Genomic DNA, 24,874 nt, shown 5'->3' on the forward strand with positions numbered 1-24,874 from the left:
GGTCCCACCTCGAGCGTCGCGGCGGGGACGCGCGCCGACACGTGGAGCGTGCCGGTGCGCCGGGCAGCGCCCGTCGGGTCCCGACGCCGTGGGCCGACGGTAGCGCGGATAGGTGCACGAGGACGGCACAGCGGGGTCCGGCTCATCGCTCCCGCGAGGTCGGGCCGGCCAGCGTGCGCAGCGGGTCACCCGAGACGCGGTAGACGACCCACTCGTCCATCGCCTCGGCGCCGAGCGACCGGTAGAACTCGATGGCCGGGGTGTTCCAGTCGAGCACCCACCACTGCAGCCGCGAGTAGCCCTGCCGCTCGCACTCGGCGGCGAGCTCGACGAGCAGCGCTCTGCCGAGGCCGGAGCCGCGGTGGTCGGCGCGCACGAACAGGTCCTCGAGGTAGATGCCGTGGACGCCGTCCCACGTCGAGTAGTTGAGGAACCAGAGCGCGCACCCGACCACCGCGCCGTCCTGCTCGGCGACGTGGCCGAACAGGTGGGGGTGCTCGCCGAACAGCGCCGCGGAGAGCTGCTCGGGGGTGAGGTGGCACTGGTCGGCGGCCTTCTCGTAGCGGGCCAGCTCGTGGACCAGCTCGGTGACGGTCCCGACGTCGGTCGGGGCGATCCCGCGGACTCCCACGGGCGGGGGACACTACCCGCGTCGACGGACGGGCGGCCCGCGCTCCTCCGGCGCGAGGGAGGACGTCCATGCCGCTGCAGGGCTTCGACCACGTCGTGCTCACCGTCGCCGACATCGACGCGACGATCGCTTTCTACGTCGACGCCCTCGGGATGGAGCCGGTCACCTCGGCGGCGGGCGCCGGGCACTCGCCTTCGGTCGCAACAAGATTAACCTGCACCGGGCGGGCCAGGAGTTCGAGCCCAAGGCCCTCCACCCGACCCCCGGCAGCGCCGACCTGTGCCTCGTCACCGACGACACGCTGGAATCGGTGATCGAGCGCCTCGCCGCGCAGGGCGTGCCGATCGAGGAGGGCCCGGTGGACCGCACCGGGGCCCTCGGACCGATCCGCAGTGTCTACGTCCGCGACCCGGACCAGAATCTGGTCGAGATCAGCAGGTACTGAACCGTCCGGCCCCGTCCGGCCCCGTTCGACGAGGGAGGCTCTCGATGACCGTCAGCACCGACCGGCACGGCCGCGTCCTCGTCGTCCGGATCGAACGGCCCGAGAAGCGCAACGCGATCGACGGGCCGACCGCGGAGGGCATCGACGCCGCCCTCAACGGGTTCCAGGACGACCCCGGGCTGTGGGTCGCGGTCCTCACCGGTACGTCGGAGGTGTTCTGTGCCGGCACCGACATCGTCGCCGGCCCCGGCGAGCCGACGCCCCGGGGTGGGCCCTACGGCATCATCCGCCGCCGCCACACCAAGCCGGTGGTCGCGGCCGTCGAGGGGCTCGCGCTCGGCGGCGGCTTCGAGATCGCCATGGCCTGCGACCTCGTCGTCGCTTCTGCGACGGCGTCCTTCGGCCTGCCCGAGACCCGGCGGGGCCTCGTCGCGAACTCCGGGGCGCTCGCTCGCGCCATGCGGTGCCTGCCGCTCAACGTCGCCCGCGAGCTGCTGCTGACCGGCGCCCGGCTGGACGCGCGACGGGCCCACGAGGTCGGCTTCGTGAACCGGCTCGCCGAGCCCGGTGCGGCGGTCGAGGTGGCCCTCGAGCTCGCGGAGGAGATCTGCGTGGCCTCGCCGACCGCGGTCTCGGCGACGTTGGCGGCGCTCGAGGAGCAGTGGGCCGACGCCGAGGACCAGGGCTGGGCGGCGACCCGGCGGGCCGAGGTGCGGATCGCCGAGGGCCCCGACAAGCGCGAGGGCCTGGCGGCCTTCGCCGAGAAGCGCCCACCGGTGTGGAGCGACCCGACGCCCTGAGTCACGAGGCCTGCCTCGCCCCGACCGACCGGGGTGCGGCCGAGAGAGGAGCACGATGAGCCCGCAGGGGCACGCGGAGGCGCACGGTCCCCTCGCGGGGATCGTCGTCGTGGCGGTGGAACAGGCCGTCGCGGCGCCGTTCGCGACCCGTCAGCTCGCCGACCTGGGCGCGGACGTCATCAAGGTCGAGCGCACCGGCGACGGCGACTTCGCCCGCGGCTACGACGCCACCGTGCGTGGGCAGTCGAGCCATTTCGTCTGGCTGAACCGGGGCAAGCGTTCGATCACCCTCGACGTCAAGGCCGACGAGGGACGCCGCACGCTGGGCGAGCTCATCGCGCGCGCCGACGTCGTGGTCCAGAACCTGGCGCCCGCCGCGGCGCGGCGTCTCGGGATCGACGCGCACACCCTCGCCGCCGGGCACCCGCGGCTGGTCGCGTGCGACGTCTCCGGCTACGGGGCCGGCGGCCCGTACTCCGACAGCAAGGCCTACGACCTGCTCATCCAGTGCGACGCCGGGCTCGTCTCGATCACCGGGACCCCGGACGAGCCGGCGAAGGCCGGCATCTCCATCGCCGACATCGCGGCCGGCATGTACGCCTACACCGGCATCCTCACCGCCCTCTACGAGCGCGAGCGGACCGGCCGCGGACGGGCGCTCGAGGTGTCGATGCTCGAGGCGCTCGGCGAGTGGATGGGCTACCCGGAGCTCTACGCCCGCTACGGCGGCACGGCCCCCCGCCGGGCCGGCGCCGCGCACGCGACGATCGCGCCCTACGGCCCCGTCGCCACGGCCTCGGGACACGTGATCACCATCGGGGTGCAGAACGAGCGCGAGTGGGCCGCCCTGTGCACCGACGTCCTGGAGCGCCCGGGCCTGGTCGAGGACCCGCGGTTCCGCGGCAACGCGGCCCGCGCCGCGCACCGCGCCGAGCTCGACGAGGCGATCGAGGGCGTCCTCGCGGGTCTCGACGTGACCGAGGCGGAACGCCGCCTCGACGCCGCCGGCATCGCCCACGTCCGCCGGCGCAGCCTCGAGGAGTTCGCCCGGCACCCCCAGCTGCAGGCCCGCAACCGGTGGATGACCGTCGGGACCCCGCAGGGCGACATCGAGATGCTCCGGCCCCCGGTCACGGCGGGGTGGCCGTCGCCGCCCGCCCGTGTCCCGGCCGTGGGCGAGCACGACGACGAGGTGCGCGCGTGGCTGCGCACGACCGACGCCCGGGAGGCCGATCACCGATGAGCGCCCCGACCCCGCCCGACCTCGCCGAGCTCGTCCGCGGGTGGTCCCCGGAGCCGCTGGTCACCACGGGCGCCACCGACGCCTGGACCGTCGGCGCGGTGTCCGGCCTGTTCGACCTGCCCTCCGTCGCGGGCAGCGGGGACGACCTGCCGCCGCTGTGGCACTGGTTCGGGTTCCTCGACCACCCCCGTCAGGACCAGCTCGGGGACGACGGCCATCCGGCGCAGGGCCACTTCATGCCCCCGCTGCCGCACCGGCGGCGCATGATCGCCGGCGGCCGGCTGGAGATCGACGCGCCGATGCGGGTCGACGAGACCCTCGAGCGCCGTTCGTCGCTCCGGCGCTGCGACGTCAAGTCCGGCCGCAGCGGGCAGATGGTGCTGGTGACCATCCGGCACGAGTTCGTGCGCGCGGGCACCACGATCGTCACCGAGGAGCAGGACGTCGTGTACCGCTCCCAGCCGCCCGGCGAGGCCCGCGGCCTCACCCTCGACGCCCCCGACGAGGCCGCTCCCGTGCCCGGACCGGAGGCGGTGACGCTCACGCCGAGCGAGACGATGCTGTTCCGGTTCTCGGCGCTGACCTACAACACCCACCGGATCCACTACGACCTGCCGTACGTCACCCAGGTCGAGGGCTACCCCGGCCTCGTGGTGCACGGGCCGCTGCTCGCGCTGCATCTGCTCGAGGTGCCGCGACGGCACCGCCCGACGGAGCCGGTGCGCCGGTTCGACTTCCGCCTGAGCCGTCCCGCCTTCGCCGGTCAGCAGGTGGTGGCCGCGCCCGCGGCCGACCAGTCGGACGACGGCCTCGCCCTCGAGGCGGGCGTGCCCGGAACGTCGCCGTCGGTCACCGGCACGGTGCGGGGGTAGGCGGCCGGACGGTCGGTCGCACACCTGTTCGATGGACAGCGACCGGGCTCCCCGGCACCCTCCGCACCCATGCGGACGCTGCGGACCTGGCTCGCCCTCCGTCGCGAGGGGCGCGGCCTCAGCCTCCTCGCGGTCGCCCGCGGCTGGAGCTGATCCCCGGCGTCAGACCTCCGGGTCGTCCCGGCGGTCCGGATCGAGGTCGCGGTAGGTGCTGTCGTTGCGCCGGCCGTCGTCGCGACCCACGCCCTCGACGCGGTCGAGGTTCATGAGCCCCTGCACGAACCGCCCCTTCTGGCGCCGGACCTCGTCGGCGAGGGCGTCGTCCACGGCCGCTCCGAGCGCGGCCTCGACGTCGGTGTCGGCGTCGTCGGGGGGTGGCGTCGCGTCGTCGTCCCGGTCGTCTGCGGTGTCCTCGGCCATGCGCCCTCCCCAGGTCGTCGGCCGTCCTGTCCCCGGGGTGCCCGCTCGAGGAGGGGTTCAGCCGGTGGATGTCACCGCGGCGCCGATCCGGGAGGCTGGACACGGAGACGGCGCCCGGGACCGACCGGCGCCCCGACGAAGGGACGGCGCATGTCGGACGTCAAGGTCGAGCACGAGGTGACGCTGTCGCGCGAGGAGGTGGCCGACTGGCTGGCGGACCTCGCCGACGCCATCCGCGAGGGGGGAACCGCCGAGCTCTCGCTGTCCGGCCCGGTGCTCACCCTGCCGGTCGCGGACGAGATGGACCTCGAGATCGAGGTCGAGATCGACGGCGACGAGGTGGAGCTCGAGATCGAGCTGTCGTGGCGCCGGGGCGCCCGGCCGGCGCCGCAGGACGAGGACGAGGACGACGAGGAGGACGAGGACACCGAGGAGGAGCCCGCAGCCTCCGCGTCCGTGTCCACCCCCGCCGCGAGCGCCTCGGTGACGGCGTCGCCGGAAGGCCCCGTGGACGCGGCCACCGACACCGCCACGTCGGCCTCGGACACCGCCACGTCGGCCACGGACACCGCCACGTCGGCCACGAACGACGCCGCGTCCACGACCCGGTCGGCGACCCGGGCTGCGACGAAGGCACCCGCGAAGGCCGCCGGGAAGGCGCCGGCGAAGGCGCCGGCCAAGGCCTCCGCGAAGACCCCGGCCAAGGCGCCCGCCGAGGGCGAGCGCTGATCCGGCTGACCCGTCCCGTCACGAACGACGGCGCCGTCACGCGGAGGGGACGCGTGACGGCGCCGTCGCGGGCGGACCCGCTCAGGGCGTGATGACGACCTTGAGCGCGAGGTTGGCCGCCGCGTTCGCGAACACGTCGTAGGCCTCGTCGAACTGGTCGAACGTGAAGCGGTGCGTGCCCATCTTCTCCGCCGGGATCCGTCCGGAGGCGACCATCTTCAGCAGGGTCGGGATGGAGACGGTGTCGACCAGACCCATGGTCAGCGTGACGTTCGAGATCCACATGTCCTGCATGGGCAGCTCGACGGGCGTGCCGTGGACGCCGACGTTGGCGATGGTGCCGCCGGGCCGGACCAGGGACGCCGCGGTCAGCAGCGTCTCGGGATAGCCGACGGCCTCGATCGCGACGTCGACCCCGAGCCCGTCGGTGAGGCCGATGACGTCGCCGACCGTCCCCGGGCCGACCTCGACGATGTCCGTCGCGCCGAACTCGAGGGCCTTCTCCAGCCGGAACTTGTTCGAGTCGATCGCGATGACCTTCGAGGCGCCCCACAGCCCGGTGGTCAGGACGGCGGACAGGCCGACCGCGCCGGCGCCGACCACCGCGACGGTGTTGCCGGGACGCACGCCGCCGGCGAGGACGCCGACCTCGTACCCGGTGGGCAGCGAGTCGGCGAGGAAGATCGCCTGCTCGTCGCTCACCCCGGACGGCACCGCGTAGAGCGAGGTGTCGGCGTAGGGCACGCGGACGAGCTCGGCCTGGGTGCCGTCGATGAGGTGGCCGAAGATCCAGCCGATGCCGCCGACGGTCTGGCAGTGCGAGGGCATCCCCCGCTGGCAGTACTCACAGCGCCCGCACTTCGTGATGGCGGGGACGAGGACACGGTCGCCGACCGAGAACCCGCGGACGGCGTCGCCGACCTCGGTGATGGTGCCGACGGCCTCGTGGCCGAGGATGCGTCCGTCGGTGACCGCGGCGACGTCGCCCTGCAGGATGTGCAGGTCCGTCCCGCAGATGGTGGTGGTCTCGACCTTGACCACGACGTCGGTGGGTTCCTCCACCCGTGCGTCGGGGACGTCCTCCCAGGCCTTGTTGCCCGGACCGTGGTAGACCAGTGCCTTCATGTGTGTGCCGCCTTCGTTGGCTTGCCGCGTCGTCCGTCGACCGACGCTAGTGGCGCAGGACACAGGCGCCTGTCCCATTCCGGGACCATCCGCGTCACGGGCGGGCGTCCGGTGTGGATCACTGACCGGGAACCGGGACAGTGCGGGCGTCAGGCGATGTAGCTGATCCCGAACGCGTCGATCTTGCGGTAGAGCGAGGAGCGCGCGATCCCGAGCATCGCCGCCGCCCGGTACCGGTTGCCACGAGCCTCGTAGAGGGCCTGGATGATCGCGTCGCACTGGGCGGTCTCGAGCATCGACAGCTTCGGGGCGCGGCTCGTGAAGCACAGGGACGGCAGGTCCGGCGCCTGGACGACGCCGACGGGCTTGCGGGCGACGACGTAGCGCAGCACGTCCTCGAGCTCGTTGATGTTGCCCGGCCAGGGGTAGCCCTCGAGCACGCGCACCACCTGGTGGGACAGGCGCAGCGAGCGCCCGGTGGTCATCGTCCGCAGCACCGACTGCGCGATGTCGCCGAGCTCGTCGGCCCGGTAGCGCAGGGCAGGCACCCGCACGGTCTCGTGGAAGTGGCGCAGCAGCAGGCCGTACGGGCGGGTGGCGTCGACCGACGCGGTGTCGAGGCACCCGACGACCACCACGGGATCGGCGCGGGCGACCAGCACGCGCAACGACTCGTCGAGCCGGCGGGCGGCGACCGGCCCGAGCGCCTGCACGCCGCGCAGCAGCGCGAGGTGGGGACGGGACGGTGACGTCTGCGCGAGCCCGGCGAGGGGATCCGTCGCGGCCGGGGTGTCGCCGATCTTGGCGCACTCGACGACCGTGACCGCGCCGTCCGGGTGCAGCCGGTGGAACTGCTCGAGGGCCAGCGTGCGCTTGCCGACGCCGGTCTCGCCGAGGAGCACCTGGTGGCGCCGGTGGCCCAGGTTGGCGACGACCTCCTGGCGCGCCCGCAGGTAGGGGCTGAGCAGCTCGCGGTTGGCGCGGACCCGGGCCTCGGCGTGCGCGCGCTCCGCGGGGGAGCGGTCGTCGCGCAGGGGCGCGGCGAAGTCGCGGCGGGCGGTCGGCGCCACGTGCGAGCCCTGCCGCCGGCGCGCCTCGGTGGTGGCCGGGGCCTCGTCGTGCTCGGCCGGTCCGCCGGTGAGCACGCAGCCGACGGGCACGCCGTCGGCCCGGATCTCGTGCACCGCCACCTCGGCGCAGGTCCCCGACGGGAGGTCGACGTGGTGGGGCCGCGGCGGCTCGTCGATCACCAGCGCGGCGAGCGCGCGGTCGCTGAGGGACTGCTGGTCCTCGGGCGCCACCCGCCGCACGCCGCTGCTGACGAGCACGACGTCGCCGTCGGTGGCCACGGCCCAGGGCGCGCCGTCCGCCCCCGCCGCGTCGAGGGCGTCGTGCAGCGCGAGCACCCGGGCCCGCCGCCGGCGGGTGCCCTGGTCGTCGACCCGCCGCGCGAGCGCCCGCGCCCAGGGCAGGTGGTCGGCGGCGCCGTCGGCGGCGTGGCGGACGACGACCAGCGCGAGGTCGGGCCGGCCCTGTCCGACGGGCGCGGCCGCGGCGGCCAGGGAGCTGAGCTGCGGGTGGAAGTGCTCGGGACCCTCGACGGCCAGCGCCGTCCCCTCGTGCAGCGCGAGGGTCGCCGCCGTCGTGCCCACCGCCGCCTCGGCGTGGCGGTAGCCGGGCACCAGGCGCACGGCGTCGAGCAGGTCCGAGAGCGCGGGGTCGCCGTCGCGCCGGACGCGGACGAGGCCGTCGGCGTCGACGAGCAGCAGCGACCCGGCGAACTCCGGGTTGTCGGCGTGCGCCTCGTCGAGCACCTCGCCGGCGTCCTCGAGCGGTGTCGCCGGTGGTCCGCCGTGGCCGACGAAGGACGCGCCGAGGCGCTCGGTGTCGACGGCGTGGGCCCGCGAGCGTTCCCAGGAGGCCAGCACCACCGCGCGGACCGCGCCGTCGCCGACCGCGGACGCCCCGCCGCGCAGGAACCGCCAGCGCGCCGCCTCCACCTCGCGCGCCCCGGTCACGAGAGCGACCGTAGGTCTCCGGGAGGTCCGGGGGACAGGGCTCAGCCGGCCAGGATCAGCTCGTCGGGGCCGCGATGTCGACCAGCCAGCTCACGCCGTAGCGGTCGACGCAGGCGCCGAAGGTGTCGCCCCACATCTGCTTCTCCAGCGGGGTCTCGACCTTCCCGCCGGCCGAGAGCTTGTCCCAGTAGCCGCGCAGGGTCGCGTCGTCGTCACCGGAGAGCGAGATGGTGACGTCGTTGCCCGACTCCCGGGTCACGCCGGGCGGGAAGTCCGACACCATCAGCGTGATGCCGCTGTCGGTCTCGATCTGGCCGTGCATGATCTTGTCGGCGTCCGGGCCCTCCATGCCCATCGATCCGAACGTCATGACGTTGGACGTGCCGCCCAGGGCGTCGGTGTAGAACGCGACGACCTCCGCGGCGTTGCCGTCGAAGTGCAGGTACGGGTTGAGTCGGACGCCCACGACGTTCTCCAGGGGCTCGAGGGACCAGGACGAGCGGGCCAAGGTAGCGCCGCCCGAGGTCGGGTGGAACCGCCTGACGGGCGTGCGGGTCTCCACCTGATCCCGAGACCGTACTGGAGAGTCCTTACTCAGGACCAGTGCTGGCGCACTTCGCCGGGTGGGTCTGGCAGTGCGGCGCCATCCCGGGGAAGCGCCCGCGGTGCTCGGCCACCCAGCGGTAGGCGCGTTCCTGCACGCCGGACGTCGCCCGGTACAGGGCCGACGGCGCGCCCGTGCCGATCACGGTGGACAGCACGGCGTTGACCGCCTCGGCACCGCTGCGGCGCACCCCGTCGGGGCCGCGCCACTGCACCGCGTCCTGGCACTGCTCGACGGTGGCGCCGACCGACGCGGGCACGCCCGGTGCCTGGAAGGGCTGCACGTCGACCCGGCCGTGGCGGTCGATCGCCCGCAGCCAGCCGACGCAGCGGGTGCAGAAACCGCACTGCCCGTCGAACACGAGGCGGCCGGCCGCGGCATCGGGGTGGCTCATGCCCTCATCATCCCGCGAGCAGGACGACGACGAGGGCGCCCGCGCGCTCAGGATGCCGGGGTGCCGGGCCGGTAGGTGCCGAACGACCAGACGTTGCCCTCGTCGTCGACGGCCGCGTACTCCCGGGAGCCGTAGTCCTGGTCGACGAGATCCATGACCACCGTCGCCCCCGCCGCGACCGCGCGGGCGTGGTGGGCGTCCGGGTCGTCGACGACGACGTACGTGACGGCCCGCCCGGTGGCGAACTGATCGCCCTCGCGGCGGGGCCCGAGCAGCACGGCGCCGCCGTCGTGGACGAGCTCGGCGTGCTGCACGGTGCCGGATCCGTCCCGGTGGGCGGCGGCGACGGTGAAGCCGAACGCGTCGCGGAGCAGCGTGATCGCCGCATCGGGGTCCTGGTAGCGCAGGGTCGGGAAGACGCTCATGACGACGACGCTAGGTCGCCGCCCCCGCCACGTCTTGGACGTCCGGGAACCCGCTGCGCCACTCCTGCACGTACCGGGTGGGGGTCACGCCGGCCAGATCGCGGAACTCGCGCACGAGGTGGGAGTGGTCGGCGAACCCGCACGCGGCGGCGACCTCGGAGATGGTCGCCGACGACGGCTCGTACCGTTCCGACGCCCCGGGGACCAGCAGCCGCGCCGCCTCCCGGAACCGCAGCACGCGCCCGGCGGTGGTCGGCGCGAGCCCGACCTGGTCGCGGAAGCGGGTCAGCAGGTGCCGGCGGCTCCAGCCGGTCTCGTCGGCGAGGGTCGCGACCGCCACCCGGCCGCGGGCCGCGCTCAGGCGCCCCCAGGCGTGGATGATCTCGGGGTCGGGCCGCGTGTGCGACCGGTCGAGGAGTGTCCGCAGCGTCGCGTCCACGAGGGCGTGGCGGTCCGTCCAGCTCGGGGTCTCGGCGAGGCGTCCGGGCAGCTCGGCGAGGGCGGGTACCTCGAGGTCGTCGAGTGCGGTGATCCGGTTGGTCAGCAGCGAGAGGGGCCGGTCGAGCAGGCGCAGGACACCGAGCGGGGCGAGGTCGACCTGGATGCCCTGCTGGTGGCCGGCGAACGCGGTGAGCACGGCCCCGTCGTGCATGCCGGCGAGGAACGCGGCCTGCCGGCTGCTCCCGCCGGGGCCGGACGTCTCCAGGGGGTCGGCCCAGGACAGGATCAGCGTGCAGGCACCGTGCGGTGCCTCGCGCCGCCGCAGCGGAGCCGTCGCGAGTTCGTCGTAGCCCTCGTAGCGACGCACCACGCCCGCGAGCGACGGGTGCGGTCGCCCCGCGGGTGAGGTCATGTTGGCAGCCTGCCAAAAGCGGGGCGGAACGGATACCGTCCGGCCCGTGACGGGACGCAACGGGAGTCAGCAGGGGACGCGGACACGGGTCGTGGTGGTCGGTGCGGGCTTCGGCGGCATCGCCGCGGCGATCGAGCTCCGCAGCCACGGCATCACCGATGTCGTGATCCTCGACAGCGCGCCGGAGATCGGCGGCACCTGGTTCTACAACAGCTACCCGGGCGCGGCGTGCGATGTCCCGAGCCACCTGTACTCGTTCTCGTTCGCCCAGCGCAGCGACTGGTCGCGGCTGTGCTCGCCGCAGCCGGAGATCCTCGAGTACCTCCAGGGCGTGGCGAAGGAGTACGGGCTCGACGAGGTGTTCGAGCCGTCGGTGCTGGTCTCCACGGTCCGGCTCGACGAGTCGACGATGACGTGGACCGTCGAGGCGCAGGACGGGCGCAGCTGGCAGGCCGACGCCGTCGTGCTGGCCACGGGCCAGCTGAACACCCCGGCGATCCCGCCGATCCCCGGCGCCGACGACTTCGCGGGCCCGACGATGCACTCGGCCCGCTGGGACCACGACGTCGACCTGCACGGCAAGCGCGTCGCGGTGGTCGGCACCGGGGCGAGCGCGGTGCAGTTCGTGCCGGCCATCGCGCCCGAGGTCGGGAAGATGACGGTGTTCCAGCGCAGCGGCAACTGGTTCTTCCCGCGCAAGAACCGCTACTACCCGCCGGCGCTGCGGGAGTTCTTCCGGCGCGTGCCGGGCGTGATGCGCGCGCGCCGGTTCTTCCTCAAGGGCTACCTCGAGTCGCTGACGGTGATGATCCGCCACCCCTCCACGGTCGGGCGGCTCGGGAAGCTGTACTCGACGCTGTTCATGCGCCGGCAGCTGCGCGACCCCGAGGTGCGGCGCAAGGCGTGGCCGGACTACACCTTCGGGTGCAAGCGGATCCTGTTCAGCTCGCACTACCTGCCGACGCTCGAGCGCGACAACGTCGAGCTCGTCACCGACCGGGTCACGGCGATCGAGCCCGACGGCGTGCGCACCGACGACGGGCGTCACCACCCGGCCGACGTGCTGATCTGGGGCACCGGCTTCAAGACGACCGAGTTCATGTTCCCGATGGACGTCGTCGGCCGGGAGGGGCGGACGCTGCAGGAGGAGTGGAGCGACGGCGCCCACGCCCACCTGGGGATGACCGTGCCGGGCTTCCCGTCGCTGTTCGTGCTCTACGGCCCGAACACCAACACCTCGGGCGGCTCGATCATCGTCTTCCTCGAGGCGCAGGTCGCGTACGTGCGCCAGGCGCTCGAGGAGACCGCGCGCCGCCGGGCCGCGGCCCTGGAGGTGCGCCGCGACGTCGAGCAGGCGTTCGACCGGCGGCTCCAGGCCCAGTTCGAGGGCACGGCGTGGACGCAGTGCGACTCCTGGTACCGCGACGAGTCGGGCCGCATCGTCGCCAACTGGCCGAACTACATGGAGCAGTACGTGCGGGCCGTCGCCCGCATCGACCCGGCGGAGTACGACTTCATCCCTCGGTAGCCGGCGCGACGGACCACTTGTCCACAGGGTCTGTCCACACTGGGGACGAACTACACGCCTGTGATTACGGGCCCGGATCCGGCCGGTGTCTAGGGTCGGAAGGATGTTGCGGCGTTCCGAGATCGAGCTCAAGACCTCCGGTGAGGTCGACGCGATGCGCGAGGCGGGGCGCGTCGTCGCCCGCTGCCTCGACGCGGTGCGGGCCGCCGCCACGGTCGGCACGTCGCTCAAGGAGCTCGACGGTGTGGCGCACGACGTCATGACGGACGCGGGCGCGGTGCCCGCGTTCCTCGACTACCACCCGCACTTCGCGCCCAGCCCGTTCCCGGGCGTCATCTGCGCGAGCGTCAACGACGCGGTCGTCCACGCCATCCCCGGTGCCCACCGGCTGGCCGAGGGCGACCTGCTCAGCGTCGACTGCGGCGCGTTCCTCGACGGCTGGTGCGGCGACGCCGCCATCAGCCTGGTGGTGGGCGCCGACCCGGACCCGGCCGACCTCGCGCTCATCGCCACCACCGAGCGGGCCCTGCTGGCCGGCATCGACGCCGCGGTGCCGGGCGGGAAGCTCGGCGACCTGGGCGCCGCGATCGGCGCGGTGGCCCGCGGGGCCGGCTTCGGGATGCTCGCCGACCACGGTGGCCACGGCATCGGGCGCGCCATGCACGAGGCGCCGCACGTGCCGAACGAGGGCCGCGCCGGGCGGGGCATGCGGCTGCGCGCGGGCCTGGTCATCGCGATCGAGCCGATGCTGCACGCCGGTGGCGGGGACGACTACGTCCACGACGCCGACGGGTGGACCCTGCGGACCGCCGACGGCAGCCGGGCGGCGCACGTGGAGCACACCGTCGCGATCACCGACGACGGCCCGCGGGTCCTGACCCTGGCCTGAGGTGCGCCTCCGGCGGCAGGTGAGCAGTTCGGAGTGCTGGAGCACTCCGAACTGCTCACGAGCCCGGAAGGCACGCCTAGGACTGGCTGGCCGCCCGGTCGTCCTGGGGCGAGTCGCCCTGCGACGCGCCCTCGCGCGGGGCGTCCGCCCGCTCGCGGTGCGCCTCCTCCCACTCGGAGTCGTCGCGGGCCGCGTCCTCGCCGCCGTCCGAGGACGGCTTGCGGCGCACGTTCCGGCGGTCGAGCCGGTGGAGCATCCCGTTGCTGTCCCGGCCCCAGTGGCTCCCGTGGGAGTCGGTGAACCGCATCTCCGGCACGGCCGGCGCGGAGTACAGCTCGTCGCGGTCCACCTCGGTGGCGCCGAAGGGCAGTGAGTGGATCTCGTCGCTGGCCGGGGGCAGGAGCGCCATCGAGATGCTGTGCTGCTCGTCGCTGGACGGCAGGCTGAACAGGCAGCGCACCTGGAAGACCGGGGAGTCACCCCCGTTGTGCACGACGAGGACGTAGTCCTCGTCGCGGTCGTGCCGGGCACCCTCGTCGAGCCAGGCGGTGACGCCCTGCGCCTGCTGCTCCTGCCGGACCTCGACCTGGTCCTTCCGGTTCAAGAGCATGATCCAGACATAGGCGGCGAAGCCGAGCAGCGAGCCGGCACTGCCGACCGCCGACACCCACTGCGCGGCGATCTGCGAAGTCATTGGTGGTCGTCCTCTGTGATGGTGGTGCGGGTGAGTCCGGACCAGGAGGTGCCCCACCGGATCGCGGTCTACGCTCCCGCGTCGTGAGCGAGTCCGATTCGTCTGCTGTGCCGTCGACCACCCGTCGTCCGGCGCCCGACCCGCCCCGGGCGACGCCGCCCGCCGGCGGCTCGCCGGGCGCGATCGTGCGCTGGACCGTGGACATGATCAACGCCCGCGACGCCGCGGCCATGCGTCAGGTGTGGGCGGACGGGGTCCGCGTCCGCTTCCCCCCGCGCACCGTGCGCGGCGTCGACGAGCTCGAGGCGTGGTGGAACGAGGTGTTCGCCGCGGTCCCCGACCTGACGCTGACGATCCAGGGCCTGGTGGAGCACGGGGACGAGGTGTTCATGCGCTGGCAGCTCACCGGGCACCACAGCGGCGACGAGTGGGAGGGCATCGCGGCCACGGGCTCGCACGTCGACCTCGACGGGATGGACCACTTCACGTTCGCCGACGGGGTCATCGCGAGCAACTTCGTGGTCTTCGACCAGATGCAGTTCGCCCGCCAGATCGGCCTGCTGCCCGCCGACGGCTCGCGTCTCGACGCCGCCGCGAAGCGCGGCTTCAACCTGATGGCGCGACGCCGGGGGTCCAAGCGCGGTTAGGCGCTCTTGGTGCTCGTCTCCCGGCGGCTGCGGCCCTGCGTCCCGCCGCGGCCGCGGAACTCCACGCCGGCGTCGACGAGCAGGCGTCGGACCCGGCCGATGCTGTAGCCGGTCTCCGAGCAGATCTCCCGGATGCTGGCACCCTTCTGATACCGCTTGAGCAGCTCGTTCCCGAGCTTCGTGCGCTCCGTCCCCGTCACCCGCTGGTTGCGCGCCAGCTCCGGTGTCTTCGCCATACGGGGGAGTATCACAGCGAGTGGCCGAACGTCGCCACTATCGGGGATTACTGCTGAGTCAAGCGGTCGGACGCGTACTGCGAACGAGATCAAGGTACGCCCGATGGCGGATCTCGGTGACCGACGGTGCCTGAAACCGTCCGAGCCTGTACTACCTGTAAGCGGGGTACTGGCGCCCGCGGGGAGCGACCTCCTCGGCCGACTCGGCACCCCAGCTCGACCACCCGGGACGGGCGTAGCGGGCGAACATCTCGAGGTACGGGCCCGGCGAGCACGCCTCGATGAGGTCGTAGGCCTCCTCGGGCTTGCGGGAGTGCTCCCGCTTGCGCGTCTCGATCATGTTGACCTGCCGGCGGCCCGGATCGAGCGTGCGCATCGACCCGCGCACCCCGAAGAGGATCAGCTCGGTGACGTTGCGGAAGTAGAACCCGACGCCGCGGCCGTCGGGCCCGCCGTCCTTGCGTCGCTTGGCCCAGACCAGGTTGCTGACGTAGCGGAAGCCCCAGCCCTGCATCACCGCGAGACCCTCGGGCAGCAGCGCGTTGGGCACCCACAGGTAGAGGTGGGCGTTGGCCGAGACCACGTCGGACACGGGGAGCGAGGCGATGTCCGCGGCGCTCATGGTGTCGTAGCGGTCGAGGCGCCGGTGCTCGGGCGCGACCTTGCCGGTGCGGTTGGTGAACCGCCACGGGGGGTCGGCGTACACGCAGGAGAATCCGCTCGCCGTGCGGGGCAGCGCCGCGCTCTCCAGCGGAGCGGCGTCCACACGCAGGGGCTCCGCGCGCCGGGCGCGCGTCGCCGTGGGGTTCTCGTCGCTCGGTTCGACGTCCACCGCCGCGGTCATCGTCTCGGACCTCCTCGCCGGGTTCGGGGCGGGCGGGACGTTAGCGGCGGCCCCCGACAGCGCCGTGTCGTCGCTGTTCGCGGGGCTCACGGCCCCTCCGCCGACGGCGACGCGGGCGCGACGCAGGAGCGAGCGCGGCGGTGGTCGTTGCGGGGGCTCACGGCCCCCTCCGCCGACGGCGACGCGGGCGCGACGCAGGAGCGAGCGCGGCGGTGGTCGTTGCGGGGGCTCACGGCACGTACTCGTCGGTGAGCATCAGCGGCGCCGGGGCCTGGGTGCGGGCCGGCTCGCCGGGCGCCGGGTCCCAGCAGCGGCGGGAGATCGCCACCGCCAGCAGGGGACAGCCGCCGGCGTCACCCCGGGTCATGCGCGACTCGAGCTTGCCCAGGTGGGTGGTGGTCGACGTCGAGAGCCGGCTGCGCACCTCGTCGTCGCTGCGCCCGGCCGCACGGGCCAGCTCCCGCGCGAGCTCGCGCAGGTCGTCGTGGGTGCGGGTCAGCAGCACCGCGCCGTCGATGAGGCCGGCGTCGTAGAGCGCGCGGTAGGCCCCGATGTCGCGGTCGAGGTTGCCGTCCTTGGCGTTCCACTCCACGTCGAGCGCGACGCGGCCCTTGACGTTGTCGACCTTGTAGCCCTCGTTGAACACCTCGCTCTCGCGCACCGTCACGCCGTGCTCGCCGGCCGGGTGCCACGGCTGCACCTGCAGACGGGACGTGACGACGGTGTCGACGCGGCCCTCGCGCCAGCCGCGCTCGCGGAACGCGGTGTTGAGGCGTGCGGCCAGCCGCGACTCGTTGCCCCCCGCCTCGACGAGGTCGGCGGTCGTGAGCGTGAAGCCCGTGAGCACCGCGCAGAGCTCGGTGACCTCGTCCGGGCACGTGGCCGCGAGGACGGCGGCGGCGTTGCGCGTCTCGCGCAGCTCGTAGCGCTCGGCGACGGCGGCCGGCAGCGCGGTGGTCCAGCTGCCGGTGAGCTCCATCGCCCGACATTCTGGCACCACGGGCGGCCGCGTCCGGCCCGCGGGAGCGTGTCGCCTAGGGTCCCTCGAATGGGTCACGACCGCGCGCAGGGAGCGTGGGCGCCGTGACGACCACCGCCCCGCAGCCGGTCGTCGCGCCCGCCGCCGGCGACGAGACCCCGGCGGTGGTCCGGGTCGCGTGGCGCCCGGTGCTCCTGCTCGCGGGCGCGCTCGCGCTGGTGCACGGGATCTCCTCGGCCTGGTACGGCACCTTCGGCGACGAGCTCTACTTCCTCGCCGCCGGCCGGCACGTGGCCTGGGGGTACGCCGACCAGCCGCCGCTGGTGCCCTGGCTCGCCGCCGCGCTGGACCATCTCGCACCGGGCAACCTCGTCGTCCTGCGCCTGCCCGCCACGTTGGCGAGCGCCGGGCACGTCGTGCTCGCCGCCCTGCTCGCCCGGGAGATGGGCGGCCGGCGCCGGGCGCAGCTCCTGGCCGGCGCGGCGGTCGCGATCTCGCCGTTCTTCCTCGCCACCGGCCACCTGCTGGCGACCTCGACGCTCGACCCGGTCCTGTGGACCCTGCTGCTCTGGCTGGTCGTGCGCTGGGTCCGGACCGGCAACGACCTGCTCCTGCTCGCCGCAGGCCCGGTGCTCGCGCTGGCCCTGTTCGACAAGTTCCTCGTGCCGTTCCTCGTCGCGGGCCTGGCGGTCGGCGTCCTCGTGGCCGGTCCGCGCCGGCTGCTCGGGCGTCCGATGCTCTGGGCCTCGCTGGCGCTGGCCGCCGCGTCCACCGTGCCGACGCTGCTCTGGCAGTCCGCGCACGGCTGGCCGCAGTTGCGGATGGGCGCGGTGGTGGCCGGCGAGGGCGGCCTGACCGGCAACCGCTGGTGCTTCCTGCCCTTCGCCGCCTGGGACGTCGGGCTCGTGCCCGGCGTGGTCCTCGCCGGCCTCGGGCTGTGGGCGCTGCTGCGCTCCGACGCGCTGCGGCCCTGGCGCGCGATCGGGATCGGGGCCGTCGTGACCACCGCGGCCATGATCGCCGTCGGGGGGCGGCCCTACTACGTCATGGGGCTGGCCGCGGTCCTCCTCGCCGCCGGGGCCGTCGCGCTGCAGGGCCGGAGGCCCGCGCGCTGGTGGTCCTGGTCGGTCTCGGTGCCCGCCGTGATCGCCTCCGGGCTGGTCGTCGCCGTCCTCTCCCTCCCGATCGGGCCGGCGTCGTACCGCGTCGAACGGGGCGACTTCCTCACGGCGGGCCAGGTCGGCTGGCAGAGCCTCACCGACGACACCGCCGTGGCGTACCGGTCCCTGCCGCCCGGGGAGCGGCCGCGCACCACCGTGCTCGCCTTCTCGTACTGGTTCGCGTCCGCGCTCGACCGGTACGGGCCCGCCGCCGGCCTGCCCGAGGTCTACAGCGGGCACCGCGGCTACGGGTTCTTCGGCCCGCCGCCGGACACCGCGACCGCCGCGATCCTCGTGGGCGAGGTGCGCGGCGCCGCGAGCTTCTGCCGCACGATCACGCCGCTGCCCACGCACGTCGACCCCGCGGCCAACGGGGTGGTCAACGGGGTGGTGCCGCTCGCGCTCTGCACGCCCCGGGCGCCCTGGTCGGTGCTGTGGCCGTCGATCATGGACATGCAGTAGGCACGTCGCATGATGGGCGGGTGAGGTCTCCCGCGGCGGTCGTCGTGCTGGTCGTCGCCGTCCTGGTGGGCGGGTGCGGCGGCGCCCCGTCCCGCGGCACCGCCGCCCCGGGCACGCCGCCGATGGGCACGAACGGCGCCCCGGTCCCGACGCTCGACTGGCGCGGCTGCGGCGGCGCGTTCCAGTGCGCGGACGTCACCGTGCCCCTGGACTACCGGCAGCCGGGCGGCGAGACGATCTCGCTGGCCGCCGTCCGCCTGCCCGCCACCGACCCGGCGCGCATCGGCACCCTCGTCGTGAACTACGGCGGGCCGGGGACGCCGGCGGTGTCGAGCCTGCGCCGGCTGTCGAAGCGGTTCGACGGGCTGCGGGCGCGCTTCGACATCCTGGCCGTCGATCCCCGGGGCACGGGGGCGTCCGCGCCCGTCGACTGCGGCTCGTTCGGCGGCGACCGGGTGCCGGTGCCCGTGGGCCCCGCCCGGACACCGGAGTTCTGGGCCTCGGCCGCGGAGCCGGGGCGGGCGTGCCTCGCCGCCACCGGCGAGCGCCTGCGGCACCTCTCGACCGCCAACGCCTCGCGGGACGTCGACCTGCTGCGCCAGGCGCTCGGCGAGGAGCAGCTGAGCCTCTACGGCTACTCCTACGGCACGTACTCCGCCGCGACCTACGCCAACCTCTTCCCGTCGCACACCCGCGCGATGGTCCTCGACGGCAGCCTCGACCTCGTCGCCAACGCCGCCGGCGCGCTGGGCGCCGAGCGCCGACCCGTCGACGTGCGGGCCGGGGTCAGTGAGGCCTGGGAGGAGGCGTTCGGGGTCGCGCTCGACCGGTGCGCCGCGGGCCCGGGGTGTCCGCTCGGTCCCGGCGCCCGTGCCCGCGCGACCGACGTCGTGGCCGCCTCCGCCGCGGGCACGACCAACGCCGAGCTGATCGCCCGCATCGACCGGGCGCTGCAGACCGAGGGCCGGCTGCCCGGGCTCATGCGCTCGCTCGCCGCCCTCGCACCCGGAGCGCCCCCGTCGGGCGGGCGGATCCCCCTCGCCGCGGTGCCCTGGGCGCCCGAGCACTCGCCGTCCTACCTCGCGATCCAGTGCACCGACGCCGTCACCCCGTCCGCGGCCGACATGGACGCCGCCGTGGTCGCCGAGCAGGCGGCGCACCCGATCGTCGGGGCGTCGACCGCGCTCAACCACGCGATGTGCGTCGACTGGCCCGCCGTCGACCCCGACCGCTACCTGGGCCCCTGGAACGCCCCCCTCGCCGCGCCGGCGCTGATGGTCAACTCGCGCTACGACCCGACCACGCCGCTGATCGACGCCCGCGCCACCGCGTCCCAGCTCTCGGCGGCGCACGTCCTCGTGGTCGACGCGATCGGCCACACCACCCTGGACGCGCCGAGCCGCTGCGCCGCCGACGCGTACACGGCCTACCTGCTGGACCCGCAGGTCACGCCGCCCGATCGGTGCCCGGCCGGGCTGTGAACGGCCCGAGCCAGGCCCGGACGTCGGCGGCGGTGCCGCGGGTGCCGACGTACCCGTCGGGACGGATGACGACGAGCTCCCCGGGCGACATCGCGTAGGTCGCGGCCGCCTCGTGCCCGGCCAGGACCACGGTCGCGCCGGGGACCTCGACCCCGGGATCGGTCGTCAGCACCGTCCAGTCGGACTCCCGACGACGCAGGAACAGCGTGCTGTCGCCGAGTGGGGCGTCCGGGGCCCGGTCGCCGGGGCGCGGGCCGGGGCCCGGCACGTCCGAGCCGAGCGGACCGTCACGGTAGGACAGGTCGAGCTGCGAGGCGTCGCGGACCTCCGCGGCCGAGCGGGAGGTCAGCCCCCGCCCGGTCAGCTCCCCGGACAGGCCCAGCACGCCCGCGGCGATCGGGAGCCGCTCGGCGGCGTAGGTGTCGAGCAGCGCCGGGTCGGCGCCGCCCAGCACGGCGGCGAGCTTCCAGGCGAGGTTCACCGCGTCACCGATCCCGGTGTTCATCCCCTGCGCGCCCGCCGGGGAGTGCACGTGCGCGGCGTCGCCGGCCAGGAAGACCGCGCCGACGCGGTAGTCGGCGACCATCCGGACGTTGAGGCGCCACGTCGAGCGCCAGCCCACGGAGCGCAGGCGCACGCGGGGCCCGCGCCCGTCGACGATCGCCCGGAGGGCCGCGTCGGTCGGTTCGGCGCCGGCCGGGGCGGCGGCCTGGAGCTGCCAGCTGGTGCTCGCCGGCAGCGGGCAGAGGGCGACGACGTCCGCCATCCCGCCGTCCGTCCCGCCCCACTGGTGCCAGTGGTCCCGGTCGAGGCCCTCGAGCTCGACGTCGGCGACCAGCATGCGCACCTCCTCGCGCGTCTCGCCGAGGAACGGCACGCCGAGCCGGCGCCGCACCGTGCTGCCGCCGCCGTCGGCACCGACGACGAAGCGCGCGTGCAGGGTGCCGACGGTCGTGGCGAGGCTCGCGCCGTCGTCGGTCGCGGTCAGGTCCTCGACCCGCACGCCCTGCTCGACCCCGACCCCGAGCTCGACGAGCCGCTCGCGCAGCACATGCTCCACCCGCCACTGCGGGATCAGCAGGGTGGACGGCCAGGGCGTGTCGCTCGTCGCCGGCTGCTCGCCGCGCGCGACGTCGTCGACGGTCCCGTCGCGGCGGTGGCGCCGGATCGGCAGCGTCGTGCGCCCGAGGGAGACGAGCCGGTCGGTGACGCCCGCGGCGTCGAGCAGCTCGAGCGAGCGCGGCTGCAGCCCCTTGCCCCGCGAGCCGGGGAACGGGGCGGGGGCGGCGTCGAGGACCCGGACGGCCACGCCCCGGCGCGCCAGCTCGAGGGCCGCGGTCAGCCCGGTCGGTCCCGCTCCCACCACGATCACGTCAGCGTCCATGGAAGCGACGCTACGCCGAAGTGAAACTGAGTCTCAACTAGTACTCGGTCTCAGTTGGGTCACCGTGCCAGGATGTCCGGTGTGACCGACCCGGGCCTGCGGGAGCGCAAGAAGGCACGCACGCGCGCCGAGCTGCAGCGCCACGCCCTGCGCCTGTTCCGCGACCGCGGGTGGGCCGCCACCACCGTCGACGACATCGCCGCGGCGGCGGACGTCTCGCGCAGCACGTTCTTCCGCTACTTCCCGACCAAGGAGGACGTGGTCCTCCTCGACGACGTCGACCCGGTGTTCGAGGCGGCTTTCCGCGCGATCCCGGCGGGCCGTCCCCTGCTCGACGCCCTGCGGACGTGTCTGCGCGACGGCTTCGCCTCGCTCGACGAGGAGAAGCGGGCGCTCGAGGAGGTCCGCATGGACCTCGCCCGGTCGATCCCCCAGATCGCCGCCGCGCTGCGCGAGCGCGACACCTGGGGCGTCGAGAACACCGCGCGGATGGTGGCCGAGGCGGTGGGGCGCCCGCCGGACGACCCGGACGTCGTCCTGTTCGCGGGCGTGGTGACGGGCGCGCGTCTCGCCGCGCACACCCTGGTCCACCGCGACGCGGGGCGCGGCTACATCGAGACCCTCGACGCCGTCCTCGGCCGCCTCGGCGCCGGGATCCCGCTGGCCGACGCGCCGATCGTCACGAGCTCCTGACCGGGCGCCCTACTGGTCGGGCTCCCGCAGCACGACCTCCGGCAGGTAGCCGTGCTGGTAGAGCCGCTTCTCCCGCACCATCGGCGAGAACAGCGCCGCCATGAACAGCGACGAGACCAGCACGAACAGCGGCAGCGCCACCTTCAGCCACACCGGTCCCGGCAGCAGCGCGAGCAGCGCCGCGGGGGTGGCCTGCACGGTGGTGCGGGCGAGGTGGCGCAGGAACCACGTGCGCGCGGTGAGGTCGTGCAGCACCCAGGGTGCGTAGCGGGTGGGCAGGCGCGCCCCGAAGGCGTAGCCGATCCAGCGCAGGACGCCGGGGCGCTCCATGGGGTCTACGGCTTCGTGAGCGCTCGTCCAGGCGCGGACGTCCGCTCACCGGAGCGGAGGCCCAGTGCCGTCGCCGCCAGGTGGGCGAGGTGCACGGGCTCGTGGCCCGTGTCGTCGAGCTGGCGGATCTGGGTGCGGCAGGAGAAGCCGTCGGCGAGCACGGCGGTGTCGGCGTCGGCCGCCCGGACCGCCGGCATCAGGCCCCGCTCCGCGCAGGCCGTCGAGACCTCGTAGTGCCCCTGCTCGAAGCCGAAGTTCCCCGCGAGACCGCAGCACCCGGCGTCGAGCACCTCGGTCTCGACGCCCAGGGCGCCGAGCACCGCGCGGTCGTCGTCGAAGCCCATCGCGGCGTACTGGTGGCAGTGCACCTGCGCGATCGCCCGCCCGCCCGGGGCGACGACGCCGTCCCGGATCTCGTCGAGGTGCTTCGCGAGGACCTCGGCGAGCGTGCGCGTCGAGGCCGCCAGGCGTCGCGCGTCCTCGTCGTCGGCACCCAGGAGCTCGACGACGTCCTGGCGCAGCGCCGCGGTGCACGACGGCTCGAGGCCGACGACCGCGACGCCGTCGTCGAGCCACGGCTTGAGGACCTTGAGGCTGCGGCGCACCACGGAGCGCGCGGTGTCGAGCTGGCCGGTGGTGTGCCAGGTCAGCCCGCAGCAGACGCTCTCGGTGGGCAGCTCGACCTGGTAGCCGAGGTGCTCCAGGACGGCGATCGCGTCGAGGGCGAGTTCGGGGTCGAACGCCGAGGTGAACGTGTCCGGCCACAGCAGCAGCCGCGGCTTCGAGCTGTCGGCCCGCGCCGGGTGCGGCCCGACGAGCCGGCGCAGCGGCCGGGGCGCGAGCGGCGGGATGTCGCGCTGGGGGCGATGCCGCCGAGGCGCTTGGCGATCGCGGCGAGGGCGGGCCGGCGTGCGAGGGCGTTCGCCAGCCGGGGCAGGCCGGGCACGGCGTCGGCGAGGCGCAGCCAGCGCGGCAGGTAGCCCATCGACCAGTGGCTGCGCGGGCGCTGGCGCGCACGACCCTCGTAGTGCCGGGAGAGGAACTCGGCCTTGTAGGTGGCCATGTCGACGCCCACGGGGCAGTCGCGCTGGCAGGCCTTGCAGCTCAGGCACAGGTCGAGGGCGTCGCGGACCTCGGTGGAGCGCCAGCCGTCGGGCACCAGCTGCCCCGAGGCCATCTCGAAGAGCATCCGGGCGCGGCCGCGCGTCGAGTGCGCCTCCTCGCCGGTGACGCGGTAGCTCGGGCACATGTAGCCGCCCGAGTCGGAGATGCACTTGGCGACGCCGATGCAGCGGCGCGTGGCGGTGGTGAAGCTGCCGCCGTCGTGGGCGAAGGCGAGCTCGGTGCGCGGGCCGATGGTCGGGGTGCCGACGAAGACCTTGAGGTCGTCGTCGAGCTTGCGGGGCTCGACCACCCGGCCCGGGTTCATCCGGCCCTCGGGGTCCCAGATCGCCTTGAACGCGCCGAACGCCTCGATCGTGGCCGGCGTGTAGATGCGCTCCAGGAGCTCGGCGCGGGCCTGGCCGTCGCCGTGCTCCCCGGACACCGAGCCGCCGTGCGCGGCGACGAGGTCGGCGGCGTCGAGCATGAACGCGCGGAAGTTCGCGAGCCCCGCCCGGGTGAGCAGGTCGAAGTCGATGCGCACGTGCAGGCACCCGTCGCCGAAGTGCCCGTAGTAGGCCCCGCGCCGGCCGTGGCGGCCGAGCAGCGCGTCGAACTCGCGCAGGTAGGCGCCGAACACCGCCGGCGGGACGGCGGCGTCCTCCCACCCGGGCCAGGCCTCGCCGCCGCCGGGGGAGCGGGTGACGATGCCCGACCCGTCCTCGCGGATCTTCCACAGCGCGCGCATCGCGCCGGGGTCCGCGACGACCTTCACGCTCGCGCCGTACCGGGCCATCTCGCGCCCGATGGCCTCGGCCTTCGCCTCGGCCTCGGCGCGGTCGGCCCCGCCGGTCTCGACGTAGAGCCAGCCCTGGCCCTCGGGCAGCTGCTCGTGGGTGCGGTCGTCGGGACGGCTCGCGCGCAGCGCGCCGATGACGCCGACGTCCATGCCCTCGATGGTCAGCGGGGAGTGCTCGCGGATCGGCATGACGTGATCGGCGGCGATGTAGGCGTCGGGGAAACCGAGGACACACAGCGCGCGGACCGGCGGCGACTCCACCAGCTCGACGGTCGCGCCCATGATCGTCGCGCAGGTGCCCTCGGTGCCGACGAGGGCGCGCGCGAGGTCGACGCCGTGCTCGTCGAGCAGCTGCTCGAGGTTGTAGCCGCTGACCCGTCGCGTCATGCCGGGCGCGTCGAGCTCGGCGCGGATCGTGGTGCCGAGGCGGTCGCGGAGCGCGGAGAGCTCGCGGTAGATCGCGCCCTCGCGGCCGGGCCGGCGCGCGGCGGCGGCCAGGTCGGGGGTGCGGCCGACGGTCATGCGCGTCCCGTCGGCCAGCAGGACGTCGAGCTCGCGGACGTTGTCGACGGTCTTGCCCCACGCCACCGAGTGCGACCCGCAGGCGTTGTTGGCGATCATCCCGCCGAGCGTGCAGCGGTTGTGCGTCGAGGGATCGGGGCCGAACGTCAGGCCGTACGGGCGCGCGGCGTCCCGCAGGTCGTCGAGCACGACCCCGGGCTGCACCCGCGCCGTGCGGGCCTCCGGGTCGATCTCGAGCACCCGGTCGAGGTGGCGCGAGAAGTCGACGATGAGGGCCTCGTTGACGGCCTGCCCGCCGATGCTCGTGCTCGCCCCGCGGGGCAGCAGCGGCACCTCGTACTGGCGGGCGATGTCGACGGTCGCCTCGACGTCGTCGAGGTCGACCGGCTGCACCACGCCGATCGGGACGTGGCGGTAGTTCGACCCGTCGGCCGACCACATCGCCCGGCTCGAGGTGTCGAACCGCACCCGCCCGCGCACGACCGAGCGCAGCTCCTCGGCGAGCAGGGAATCGGGGGACGAGCGACGCATCGTGGTCATCGCGGCCTAGTTTGCTCCGAGCTCCG

At 74.5% G+C, this 24,874-nt stretch carries 24 protein-coding genes and 2 pseudogenes; 11 read left to right on the forward strand and 15 right to left on the reverse strand.

Translation table 11 applies throughout. The features are described 5' to 3' along the window. Positions 1-142: 142 nt before the first annotated feature. Positions 143-631 (reverse strand): N-acetyltransferase family protein, encoded by a 489-nt coding sequence (locus tag ACQPYN_RS00320; protein WP_433031863.1) that lies wholly within the window; start codon positions 629-631, stop codon positions 143-145. Between the two features lie 68 nt (positions 632-699). Here ACQPYN_RS00320 and ACQPYN_RS00325 point away from each other — a divergent pair. From ACQPYN_RS00325 to ACQPYN_RS00340, 4 genes and pseudogenes are all read left to right on the forward strand, one after another. Continuing rightward, positions 700-1,076: pseudogene (locus ACQPYN_RS00325) on the forward strand (VOC family protein). A gap of 44 nt (positions 1,077-1,120) precedes the next feature. Then, complete coding sequence (locus ACQPYN_RS00330; RefSeq protein WP_433031865.1) at positions 1,121-1,876, forward strand: enoyl-CoA hydratase-related protein; 756 nt, start codon at positions 1,121-1,123, stop codon at positions 1,874-1,876. Between the two features lie 55 nt (positions 1,877-1,931). Beyond that, entirely contained in the window at positions 1,932-3,119 is a 1,188-nt protein-coding gene (locus ACQPYN_RS00335) for a CaiB/BaiF CoA transferase family protein (protein WP_433031868.1), read from the forward strand. Continuing rightward, entirely contained in the window at positions 3,116-3,991 is an 876-nt protein-coding gene (locus ACQPYN_RS00340; protein ID WP_433031871.1) for a hypothetical protein, read from the forward strand. Before ACQPYN_RS00335 ends, ACQPYN_RS00340 begins: the two co-directional genes overlap by 4 nt. Before the next feature lie 162 nt (positions 3,992-4,153). Here ACQPYN_RS00340 and ACQPYN_RS00345 read toward each other — a convergent pair whose 3' ends face one another. Then, positions 4,154-4,411 carry a hypothetical protein gene (locus ACQPYN_RS00345; RefSeq protein ID WP_433031874.1) on the reverse strand — a complete coding sequence of 86 codons (258 nt, stop codon included), beginning with the start codon at positions 4,409-4,411 and terminating at the stop codon, positions 4,154-4,156. A 150-nt stretch (positions 4,412-4,561) separates the two neighbouring features. Here ACQPYN_RS00345 and ACQPYN_RS00350 point away from each other — a divergent pair, with 150 nt between their 5' ends. After that, positions 4,562-5,140 (forward strand): amphi-Trp domain-containing protein, encoded by a 579-nt coding sequence (locus tag ACQPYN_RS00350; protein WP_433031877.1) that lies wholly within the window; start codon positions 4,562-4,564, stop codon positions 5,138-5,140. Positions 5,141-5,221: 81 nt separating this feature from the next. Here the strand turns inward: ACQPYN_RS00350 and ACQPYN_RS00355 are convergent, their stop codons facing one another. From ACQPYN_RS00355 to ACQPYN_RS00380, 6 genes are all read right to left on the reverse strand, one after another. Beyond that, on the reverse strand, positions 5,222-6,265 hold the full coding sequence (locus ACQPYN_RS00355) for an alcohol dehydrogenase catalytic domain-containing protein (protein WP_328303707.1): 1,044 nt from the start codon (positions 6,263-6,265) through the stop codon (positions 5,222-5,224). A 149-nt stretch (positions 6,266-6,414) separates the two neighbouring features. Next, positions 6,415-8,283, reverse strand: a complete 1,869-nt coding sequence (locus ACQPYN_RS00360) for a helix-turn-helix domain-containing protein (protein WP_433031881.1) — start codon at positions 8,281-8,283, stop codon at positions 6,415-6,417. 55 nt (positions 8,284-8,338) lie between these two features. Further along, positions 8,339-8,749 (reverse strand): VOC family protein, encoded by a 411-nt coding sequence (locus ACQPYN_RS00365; RefSeq protein ID WP_433031885.1) that lies wholly within the window; start codon positions 8,747-8,749, stop codon positions 8,339-8,341. Between the two features lie 124 nt (positions 8,750-8,873). Beyond that, positions 8,874-9,281 (reverse strand): thiol-disulfide oxidoreductase DCC family protein, encoded by a 408-nt coding sequence (locus ACQPYN_RS00370; protein ID WP_433031888.1) that lies wholly within the window; start codon positions 9,279-9,281, stop codon positions 8,874-8,876. 47 nt (positions 9,282-9,328) lie between these two features. Then, the gene (locus ACQPYN_RS00375; RefSeq protein ID WP_433031891.1) at positions 9,329-9,706 is read right to left on the reverse strand and encodes a VOC family protein; all 378 of its coding nucleotides are present in this window, start codon (positions 9,704-9,706) and stop codon (positions 9,329-9,331) included. Positions 9,707-9,716: 10 nt separating this feature from the next. After that, entirely contained in the window at positions 9,717-10,559 is an 843-nt protein-coding gene (locus ACQPYN_RS00380) for a helix-turn-helix domain-containing protein (protein ID WP_433031894.1), read from the reverse strand. Between the two features lie 46 nt (positions 10,560-10,605). Here ACQPYN_RS00380 and ACQPYN_RS00385 point away from each other — a divergent pair, with 46 nt between their 5' ends. Together ACQPYN_RS00385 and map are read left to right on the forward strand one after the other, a co-directional pair. After that, complete coding sequence (locus ACQPYN_RS00385; protein WP_433031897.1) at positions 10,606-12,087, forward strand: flavin-containing monooxygenase; 1,482 nt, start codon at positions 10,606-10,608, stop codon at positions 12,085-12,087. A gap of 103 nt (positions 12,088-12,190) precedes the next feature. After that, the gene (map, locus tag ACQPYN_RS00390; RefSeq protein ID WP_433031900.1) at positions 12,191-12,976 is read left to right on the forward strand and encodes a type I methionyl aminopeptidase; all 786 of its coding nucleotides are present in this window, start codon (positions 12,191-12,193) and stop codon (positions 12,974-12,976) included. 76 nt (positions 12,977-13,052) lie between these two features. Here map and ACQPYN_RS00395 read toward each other — a convergent pair whose 3' ends face one another. Next, positions 13,053-13,670 carry a hypothetical protein gene (locus tag ACQPYN_RS00395; RefSeq protein ID WP_433031903.1) on the reverse strand — a complete coding sequence of 206 codons (618 nt, stop codon included), beginning with the start codon at positions 13,668-13,670 and terminating at the stop codon, positions 13,053-13,055. Between the two features lie 83 nt (positions 13,671-13,753). Between ACQPYN_RS00395 and ACQPYN_RS00400 the strand changes: the two genes are divergently transcribed. Beyond that, positions 13,754-14,317, forward strand: coding sequence for an ester cyclase (locus ACQPYN_RS00400; protein ID WP_433031906.1), 564 nt, complete (start codon positions 13,754-13,756; stop codon positions 14,315-14,317). Here ACQPYN_RS00400 and ACQPYN_RS00405 read toward each other — a convergent pair. From ACQPYN_RS00405 to ACQPYN_RS00415, 3 genes are all read right to left on the reverse strand, one after another. Beyond that, positions 14,314-14,553 (reverse strand): helix-turn-helix domain-containing protein, encoded by a 240-nt coding sequence (locus ACQPYN_RS00405; protein WP_433031909.1) that lies wholly within the window; start codon positions 14,551-14,553, stop codon positions 14,314-14,316. The two genes, ACQPYN_RS00400 and ACQPYN_RS00405, sit on opposite strands and share 4 nt — an antisense overlap. 151 nt (positions 14,554-14,704) lie before the next feature. Further along, positions 14,705-15,397, reverse strand: coding sequence for an MT-A70 family methyltransferase (locus tag ACQPYN_RS00410; protein ID WP_433031912.1), 693 nt, complete (start codon positions 15,395-15,397; stop codon positions 14,705-14,707). A 229-nt stretch (positions 15,398-15,626) separates the two neighbouring features. After that, positions 15,627-16,376, reverse strand: coding sequence for a BglII/BstYI family type II restriction endonuclease (locus ACQPYN_RS00415; RefSeq protein WP_433031915.1), 750 nt, complete (start codon positions 16,374-16,376; stop codon positions 15,627-15,629). A 104-nt stretch (positions 16,377-16,480) separates the two neighbouring features. Here ACQPYN_RS00415 and ACQPYN_RS00420 point away from each other — a divergent pair, with 104 nt between their 5' ends. Further along, positions 16,481-17,998, forward strand: a complete 1,518-nt coding sequence (locus tag ACQPYN_RS00420) for a glycosyltransferase family 39 protein (RefSeq protein ID WP_433031918.1) — start codon at positions 16,481-16,483, stop codon at positions 17,996-17,998. 20 nt (positions 17,999-18,018) lie between these two features. Further along, positions 18,019-19,479, forward strand: coding sequence for an alpha/beta hydrolase (locus ACQPYN_RS00425; RefSeq protein ID WP_433031921.1), 1,461 nt, complete (start codon positions 18,019-18,021; stop codon positions 19,477-19,479). Here ACQPYN_RS00425 and ACQPYN_RS00430 read toward each other — a convergent pair. Next, positions 19,445-20,863 carry an FAD-dependent oxidoreductase gene (locus ACQPYN_RS00430; protein WP_433031924.1) on the reverse strand — a complete coding sequence of 473 codons (1,419 nt, stop codon included), beginning with the start codon at positions 20,861-20,863 and terminating at the stop codon, positions 19,445-19,447. The genes ACQPYN_RS00425 and ACQPYN_RS00430 overlap by 35 nt on opposite strands. Before the next feature lie 72 nt (positions 20,864-20,935). Here ACQPYN_RS00430 and ACQPYN_RS00435 point away from each other — a divergent pair, with 72 nt between their 5' ends. Beyond that, entirely contained in the window at positions 20,936-21,556 is a 621-nt protein-coding gene (locus tag ACQPYN_RS00435; RefSeq protein ID WP_433031927.1) for a TetR family transcriptional regulator, read from the forward strand. A 9-nt stretch (positions 21,557-21,565) separates the two neighbouring features. Here ACQPYN_RS00435 and ACQPYN_RS00440 read toward each other — a convergent pair whose 3' ends face one another. Continuing rightward, positions 21,566-21,886 (reverse strand): DUF5313 family protein, encoded by a 321-nt coding sequence (locus ACQPYN_RS00440; protein ID WP_433031929.1) that lies wholly within the window; start codon positions 21,884-21,886, stop codon positions 21,566-21,568. Positions 21,887-21,891: 5 nt separating this feature from the next. Continuing rightward, a pseudogene (locus ACQPYN_RS00445) lies at positions 21,892-24,839 on the reverse strand (FAD-binding and (Fe-S)-binding domain-containing protein). Positions 24,840-24,874 lie beyond the last annotated feature (35 nt).

It is taken from the genome of Actinomycetospora sp. CA-053990 (assembly GCF_050948445.1).
GTDB lineage: Bacteria > Actinomycetota > Actinomycetes > Mycobacteriales > Pseudonocardiaceae > Actinomycetospora > Actinomycetospora callitridis.